Genomic DNA, 5393 nt, shown 5'->3' with positions numbered 1-5393 from the left:
TGCGGCTAGCTTCCTAGTTTGCTCTTAGTATAAGAAGTCCTTTTCCTTAAAGGAAGAGGCTTTTTACTTGCTTTTCTGCTGCTTCCTCATTTGTCCTGAAGCCTTTTTTGTGTTAAAATGAATGGTATGAAAGCTAAAAAAATGTGGATGGCAGGCTTGGCTCTGCTAGGTATCGGAAGCCTTGCTCTTGCTACGAAAAAAGTTGCAGATGACCGTAAGCTCATGAAGACTCAGGAAGAGTTGACAGAGATTGTGCGAGACCATTTTTCCGACATGGGGGAAATTGCGACCCTCTATGTTCAAGTTTACGAAAGCAGTCTGGAGAGCTTGCTTGGTGGCGTCATTTTTGAGGATGGCCGTCATTATACCTTTGTCTATGAAAATGAAGACCTAGTCTATGAGGAGGAAGTCTTATGATACAGCCAGCAAGTTTAGAAGAATTAGCATCTTTAGTGGAAAAAGCGGGCAAGAAGGTCTTCCTTTTTGTGGCAGACTGGTGTGGCGATTGCCGTTATATTTATCCTGTCTTACCAGAGATTGAGGAGACCAATCCAGAGTTCACCTTTATTCGAATGGACCGAGATAAGTATATGGATTTGGCCAAACTCTGGGATGTTTACGGAATTCCTAGCCTTGTTGTTCTAGAAAAGGACAAGGAAATCGGTCGTTTTGTCAATCGCGACCGTAAAAGTAAGGAGCAAATTAACGATTTTTTAGCAGGATTGAAATAGGAGAAAAAGTAAACAATGATTTTTACATATAACAAAGAACATGTCGGTGATGTCCTTATGGTCATCGTGAAAAATAGCGGAGATGCCAAACTGAATGTGGAACGCAAAGGCAAGGTAGCCCGTGTTTTCCTCAAAGAAAATGGGGAAACAGTAGCTTGGAACATTTTTGAGGTTTCGAGCTTGTTTGAAATTGCAGAGCGAGGTCAAGTCTTTTTATCAGATGAGCAAGTCGCTTGTTTGAACCAAGAATTACAGGCGGAAGGTTTTACAGAAGAAATTGTCAATGACAAGGAACCTAAGTTTGTTGTTGGTGAAATTGTTGAGATGGTAGCCCATCCAGATAGTGACCACCTCAACATCTGCCAAGTTGCAGTCGCAAGTGATAAGATCGTGCAAATCGTTGCAGGGGCTCCCAATGCGCGTGTGGGGTTGAAAACCATTGTCGCTCTTCCTGGAGCTATGATGCCCAAAGGCAATCTTATTTTCCCAGGCGAACTTCGTGGTGAAAAGAGTTTTGGAATGATGTGCAGTCCTCGTGAATTGCATCTGCCAAATGCTCCACAAAAACGTGGTATTATTGAATTATCAGAAGACCAAGTTGTCGGAACACCATTCGACCCAGCTAAACACTGGACTGCCTAAGAAGTTGTTAGTATCTGATAGACCAGATAGAAGGAAATAAGATGGCAAAAAATGTAGTGATTACAGGAGCGACATCAGGTATTGGTGAAGCAATTGCGCGTGCTTATCTGGAGCAGGGTGAGAATGTCGTTCTAACTGGACGACGGACAGACAGATTAGAAACTCTTAAGTCGGAGTTTGCAGCATTCTATCCAAATCAAACCGTCTGGACCTTTTCACTAGATGTGACGGATATGGCCATGGTCAAGACTGTCTGCTCCGATATTCTAGAAACGATAGGTCAGATTGATATATTGGTCAATAACGCTGGACTAGCTCTTGGCTTGGCACCCTATCAGGACTATGAAGAGTTGGATATGTTGACCATGCTGGATACCAATGTCAAAGGTTTAATGGCAGTCACTCGCTCTTTCTTGCCAGCAATGGTAAAAGCCAATCAAGGACATATCATCAATATGGGGTCAACCGCAGGAATTTATGCCTATGCTGGTGCCGCTGTTTACTCAGCTACCAAGGCTGCGGTTAAGACCTTTTCGGATGGACTGCGAATTGATACCATCGCAACGGATATCAAGGTGACGACCATTCAGCCTGGAATTGTTGAAACAGATTTTTCTACAGTGCGTTTTCACGGTGATAAAGAACGAGCTGCGACGGTTTATCAGGGAATCGAAGCCTTGCAGGCACCAGACATCGCAGACACAGTAGTCTATGTGACCAGTCAACCTCGTCGTGTTCAGATTACAGATATGACCATCATGGCCAATCAACAAGCGACAGGTTTCATGGTTCATAAAAACTAAAAAATTTTCTCGAAAAGTTACAAATTTCTGTAACTTTTTTTGATTTCCTACGAATAGATAAGTAGGAGGAAAAAATATGTATAATAAAGTTATCATGATTGGACGTTTAACGTCTACACCAGAATTGCACAAAACCAACAATGACAAGTCAGTAGCGCGAGCGACTATTGCAGTCAACCGTCGTTACAAAGACCAAAACGGGGAACGTGAAGCTGATTTTGTTAATATGGTTCTATGGGGCAGACTAGCAGAAACCTTGGCAAGCTATGCAACCAAAGGTAGTCTTATTTCTGTGGATGGAGAATTGCGTACCCGTCGCTTTGAGAAAAATGGTCAAATGAACTATGTGACTGAAGTACTTGTTACTGGATTCCAACTCTTGGAAAGTCGTGCTCAACGTGCCATGCGTGAAAATAATGCAGGTCAAGACTTGGCAGACCTAGTCTTGGAAGAGGAAGAATTGCCATTTTAAGAATTAAAAAGTCTGAGTTGGTCTCAGGCTTTTTATCTTGAGAAAGTCAGACTTTTTTCTTGACTATTTCTGACCAAGTGATACAATAGAATTATGAATTAGCACTCAAGTTCAAAGAGTGCTAATAATATCTATCTCATTATGGAGGAAATCAGATGTTGAAACCATTAGGGGACCGTGTGGTCTTAAAAATAGAAGAAAAAGAACAAACCGTTGGGGGCTTTGTCCTTGCAGGCTCAGCCCAAGAAAAAACCAAAACAGCTCAAGTTGTGGCTACTGGACAAGGTGTTCGTACCTTGAACGGTGACTTGGTTGCTCCAAGTGTTAAAACTGGAGATCGTGTCTTAGTTGAAGCCCACGCAGGTCTTGATGTCAAAGATGGAGATGAAAAGTACATCATCGTAGGCGAAGCTAACATTTTGGCAATCATTGAGGAATAGAAGGAGAAAGTAAGTATGTCAAAAGAAATTAAATTTTCATCAGATGCCCGTTCAGCCATGGTTCGTGGTGTCGATATTCTTGCAGACACTGTTAAAGTAACCTTGGGACCAAAAGGTCGCAATGTCGTTCTTGAAAAGTCATTCGGTTCACCCTTGATTACCAATGACGGTGTGACCATTGCCAAAGAAATCGAATTGGAAGACCATTTTGAAAATATGGGTGCTAAGTTAGTATCAGAAGTAGCTTCTAAAACCAATGATATCGCAGGTGACGGAACTACGACTGCAACAGTCTTGACCCAAGCTATCGTCCGTGAAGGAATCAAAAACGTCACAGCAGGTGCAAATCCAATCGGTATTCGTCGTGGGATTGAAACAGCAGTTGCCGCAGCAGTTGAAGCTTTGAAAAACAACGCCATCCCTGTTGCCAATAAAGAAGCTATCGCTCAAGTTGCTGCCGTATCTTCTCGTTCTGAAAAAGTCGGTGAATACATTTCTGAAGCAATGGAAAAAGTTGGCAAAGACGGTGTCATCACCATCGAAGAGTCACGTGGTATGGAAACAGAGCTTGAAGTCGTAGAAGGAATGCAGTTTGACCGTGGTTACCTTTCACAGTACATGGTGACAGATAGCGAAAAAATGGTGGCTGACCTTGAAAATCCGTACATTTTGATTACAGACAAGAAAATTTCCAATATCCAAGAAATCTTGCCACTTTTGGAAAGCATTCTCCAAAGCAATCGTCCACTCTTGATTATTGCGGATGATGTGGATGGTGAGGCTCTTCCAACTCTTGTTTTGAACAAGATTCGTGGAACCTTCAACGTAGTAGCAGTCAAGGCACCTGGTTTTGGTGACCGTCGCAAAGCCATGCTTGAAGATATCGCCATCTTAACAGGCGGAACAGTTATCACAGAAGACCTTGGTCTTGAGTTGAAAGATGCGACAATTGAAGCTCTTGGTCAAGCAGCGAGAGTGACCGTGGACAAAGATAGTACGGTTATTGTAGAAGGTGCAGGAAATCCTGAAGCGATTTCTCACCGTGTTGCGGTTATCAAGTCTCAAATCGAAACTACAACTTCTGAATTTGACCGTGAAAAATTGCAAGAACGCTTGGCCAAATTGTCAGGTGGTGTAGCGGTTATTAAGGTCGGAGCCGCAACTGAAACTGAGTTGAAAGAAATGAAACTCCGCATTGAAGATGCCCTCAACGCTACTCGTGCAGCTGTTGAAGAAGGTATTGTTGCAGGTGGTGGAACAGCTCTTGCCAATGTGATTCCAGCTGTTGCTACCTTGGAATTGACAGGAGACGAAGCAACAGGACGCAATATTGTTCTCCGTGCTTTGGAAGAACCTGTTCGTCAAATCGCCCACAATGCAGGATTTGAAGGTTCAATCGTTATCGATCGTTTGAAAAATGCTGAAGTTGGTACAGGCTTCAACGCAGCAACTGGCGAGTGGGTCAACATGATTGAAGAGGGAATCATCGACCCAGTTAAAGTGAGCCGTTCAGCTCTTCAAAATGCAGCATCTGTAGCCAGCTTGATTTTGACTACGGAAGCAGTTGTAGCCAATAAACCAGAACCAGTAGCTCCGGCTCCGACAATGGATCCAAGCATGATGGGCGGCATGATGTAAGCTTTCTATAGAAAACAACTTATAAAAAACACAAAAGGAGGGAATGCCTACCCCTCCTTTTTATGCTATTCACTTCTAAATTGATTTGAGCTCTCCTAATTTATATGATAAAATAATACTGTACTAAAATCAAAAAACATCTTATAATAGTAGTTATGAAACTTACAAACGAAGAAACACAAAAAATTGAACAACTCCTAAGAGATTCATCGTACGCCAAATATCACAAACGTCTACAGATTATTTATTTTCGCTCAAAAGAAAAGAGTTATAAGGAAATCATGGATCTGCTAGATTGCAATAAAACAACTGTTTGGAGGAATTTGAAAAAATATAAGGAGTTTGGTTTAGAAGCGCTTCTTCAAGAGACCCGTGGTGGACGTCATAGAGAATATATGACTTACGAAGAAGAACAAGCATTTCTAAAACGTCATATAGAAGCTGCTCAGGCTGGGGAATTTGTAACTGTCAATTAGTTATTTGAAGCCTATCAAAAAGAGATTGGTCGCACTTCCACACGTGATGGTTTCTATTATCTCCTGAAACGACATGGTTGGCGAACGGTCACTCCTCGACCTGAGCATCCCAAGAAGGCAGACGCTCAGACAATTGAGACGTCTAAAAATAAAATCTACATTCGAGACCTTGAGTAAGCGCTTTAAAGAAG

Annotated in this window: 7 protein-coding genes and 1 pseudogene; all 8 read left to right on the top strand. The window is 42.2% G+C overall.

Annotation, left to right across the window (positions count from 1 at the left end; translation table 11 throughout):
• Nucleotides 1–117: 117 nt before the first annotated feature.
• Complete coding sequence (locus tag HT736_RS05675; RefSeq protein WP_001013973.1) at nucleotides 118–417, top strand: DUF4651 domain-containing protein; 300 nt, start codon at nucleotides 118–120, stop codon at nucleotides 415–417.
• Nucleotides 414–731: a thioredoxin family protein gene (locus HT736_RS05670; RefSeq protein ID WP_172930824.1), complete on the top strand. Its 318-nt coding sequence runs from the start codon at nucleotides 414–416 to the stop codon at nucleotides 729–731. Before HT736_RS05675 ends, HT736_RS05670 begins: the two co-directional genes overlap by 4 nt.
• 15 nt (nucleotides 732–746) lie before the next feature.
• On the top strand, nucleotides 747–1373 hold the full coding sequence (ytpR, locus tag HT736_RS05665; protein ID WP_000578305.1) for a YtpR family tRNA-binding protein: 627 nt from the start codon (nucleotides 747–749) through the stop codon (nucleotides 1371–1373).
• Between the two features lie 41 nt (nucleotides 1374–1414).
• Entirely contained in the window at nucleotides 1415–2176 is a 762-nt protein-coding gene (locus tag HT736_RS05660) for an SDR family NAD(P)-dependent oxidoreductase (RefSeq protein ID WP_001107792.1), read from the top strand.
• A 76-nt stretch (nucleotides 2177–2252) separates the two neighbouring features.
• Nucleotides 2253–2648 (top strand): single-stranded DNA-binding protein, encoded by a 396-nt coding sequence (locus tag HT736_RS05655; RefSeq protein ID WP_000282467.1) that lies wholly within the window; start codon nucleotides 2253–2255, stop codon nucleotides 2646–2648.
• Between the two features lie 155 nt (nucleotides 2649–2803).
• Nucleotides 2804–3088 carry a co-chaperone GroES gene (groES, locus tag HT736_RS05650; RefSeq protein WP_000917330.1) on the top strand — a complete coding sequence of 95 codons (285 nt, stop codon included), beginning with the start codon at nucleotides 2804–2806 and terminating at the stop codon, nucleotides 3086–3088.
• A 15-nt stretch (nucleotides 3089–3103) separates the two neighbouring features.
• Nucleotides 3104–4726, top strand: a complete 1623-nt coding sequence (gene groL / locus HT736_RS05645) for a chaperonin GroEL (RefSeq protein ID WP_172930823.1) — start codon at nucleotides 3104–3106, stop codon at nucleotides 4724–4726.
• Nucleotides 4727–4881: 155 nt separating this feature from the next.
• Nucleotides 4882–5370: pseudogene (locus tag HT736_RS05640) on the top strand (helix-turn-helix domain-containing protein); the annotation flags it as partial.
• Nucleotides 5371–5393: the final 23 nt, after the last annotated feature.

This window comes from Streptococcus sp. 339 (genome assembly GCF_013277285.1).
Classification (GTDB): domain Bacteria; phylum Bacillota; class Bacilli; order Lactobacillales; family Streptococcaceae; genus Streptococcus; species Streptococcus pseudopneumoniae.
Note: the sequence above shows the minus strand (reverse complement) of the source record. Positions and strands in the feature narration are given on the sequence as shown.

Coding starts and splice junctions, on each gene's coding strand:
- HT736_RS05675 (WP_001013973.1), top strand. CDS start 118: ATGAATGGTATGAAAGCTAAAAAAATGTGGATGGCAGGCTTGGCTCTG.
- groL (WP_172930823.1), top strand. CDS start 3,104: ATGTCAAAAGAAATTAAATTTTCATCAGATGCCCGTTCAGCCATGGTT.
- HT736_RS05660 (WP_001107792.1), top strand. CDS start 1,415: ATGGCAAAAAATGTAGTGATTACAGGAGCGACATCAGGTATTGGTGAA.
- ytpR (WP_000578305.1), top strand. CDS start 747: ATGATTTTTACATATAACAAAGAACATGTCGGTGATGTCCTTATGGTC.
- groES (WP_000917330.1), top strand. CDS start 2,804: ATGTTGAAACCATTAGGGGACCGTGTGGTCTTAAAAATAGAAGAAAAA.
- HT736_RS05670 (WP_172930824.1), top strand. CDS start 414: ATGATACAGCCAGCAAGTTTAGAAGAATTAGCATCTTTAGTGGAAAAA.
- HT736_RS05655 (WP_000282467.1), top strand. CDS start 2,253: ATGTATAATAAAGTTATCATGATTGGACGTTTAACGTCTACACCAGAA.